Raw genomic sequence first — 1,538 nt, 5'->3', positions numbered from 1 at the left:
CGAAAGGGTAGGGGGAGGGTTCCAAACTTTCTGCCTATTGGCGAGGACCGGAGGGGGAGCCTTTTCTTGCGCAAAGCAAGAATTGAATAGAAAAAGCCAATCTCGTTCATTTGGTACCTTGCAAGGTTCACAGCATGTCCGGAGTGCTGAGACGGGTGGCTCACTGAGCGAAGAGTTGAGTGGGAAAATTTCTCGGGTGCGCGAAGAATCCGGACTGTAAAGAGGTCAAACGGCAACAGAAAAAAGCTGGCGTGCGAAAGCGATGAGGCTTAGCAATGTATTCTGAAGCCGCCAAGTTGAGACATGTCGCGGATTCCCGACCGAACTTTGAGGAAAAACTTTGGACGTAGTCATCATCGGTGCGGGTCTATCAGGTCTTATTGCAGCGGTAACGTTGCACGAAGCCGGGGCCAACGTTCAAATTATCGAAGCCGACACACATATCGGCGGCAGAATCCATTCAATACGTGATCTTGCTAATCATCGGGTACTTGCAGATTTGGGCCCAACGTGGGTTTGGCCAAAGTATCAACCAGTGGTCGCAAAGTGGGTAGAGAAGCTCGGTCTGACCACCTTCCAACAATTCAACGATGGGGATGCCGTTATTGTTGGATACGGGCCTGTGCCATACCGCCAGCCAGTCCCCGGACAAGATGGCATTGCCCGAATTGTCGGTGGCCCTACCGCTTTGATCGATGCGCTTGCCGAGCGAATTGGCGTTGACAAGATTCGAACGTCCTCACCGGTCACGGGTGTTTTCGAAGATAGTTCAGATCGCATCTCGGTTCGCTTGGAGTCGGGCGAAATCATCACAACAGAAAAAGCTATTATATCGATTCCAATGCGGGTTGCTTGCACAACCGTGCAAATGCCCTGGGCACCACAAGCACTGATCGACGTTATGCGAAGAACACCAACATGGATGAGTACACAAGCCAAGGCCGTAGCGCTTTATGAACGGCCCTTCTGGCGTGACGACGGGTTGTCTGGCAGGGTTGCCAGCCGGGTTGGGCCTTTGGTTGAAGTTCATGATCACACGGTTGCCGATGTATCATCTGGAGCCTTGTTCGGCTTTGTGGGTTGGTCACCAGAACAGCGCCGAAATGACGCTGAGGGCCTTGAGCAGGCAATTTTAAGTCAGTTATCAGATTGCTTTGGCAAAGCTGCTGCGCATCCTATTGAGCTGACGGTTCAAGACTGGGCATTGAACTCCCGAATTGTGACAGACCTCGATGTCACGCAACCGGCAGACCATCCAGAAGTTGCGCCACCCATTCTTAGACAGTCCCAGCTCGAAGGGCGCGTATGTTTCGCAGTTTCGGAGGCCTCGGATCTTAGTCCCGGTCTTATTGAAGGCGCGCTCGTATCTGGCGAACGAGCAGCAACAGAAATGATGCCGAAGAAGTTTTAATTGAATGACAGTTCTGTCCTCTTGTTTGGGTGATATTTGTAAAGTCCTTCATGCCTGGCGCAGGCAGGAAGCGCATTCGCCTTCACTGCCATTAGTGCGTAACGCGGCGAATGACTGAATTGAGCCC

General features: G+C 52.2%; 1 protein-coding gene. It reads left to right on the top strand.

The window, feature by feature from the left end; translation table 11 throughout:
• Positions 1–340: 340 nt before the first annotated feature.
• A complete protein-coding gene (locus ROA7450_RS20650; protein ID WP_085807848.1) occupies positions 341–1,411 on the top strand; it encodes a flavin monoamine oxidase family protein in 1,071 nt (356 codons plus the stop codon).
• Positions 1,412–1,538: the final 127 nt, after the last annotated feature.

The sequence above is a fragment of the Roseovarius albus genome, from assembly GCF_900172335.1.
Lineage (GTDB): Bacteria > Pseudomonadota > Alphaproteobacteria > Rhodobacterales > Rhodobacteraceae > Roseovarius > Roseovarius albus.
This window is presented reverse-complemented; position numbering and strand designations above follow the sequence as displayed.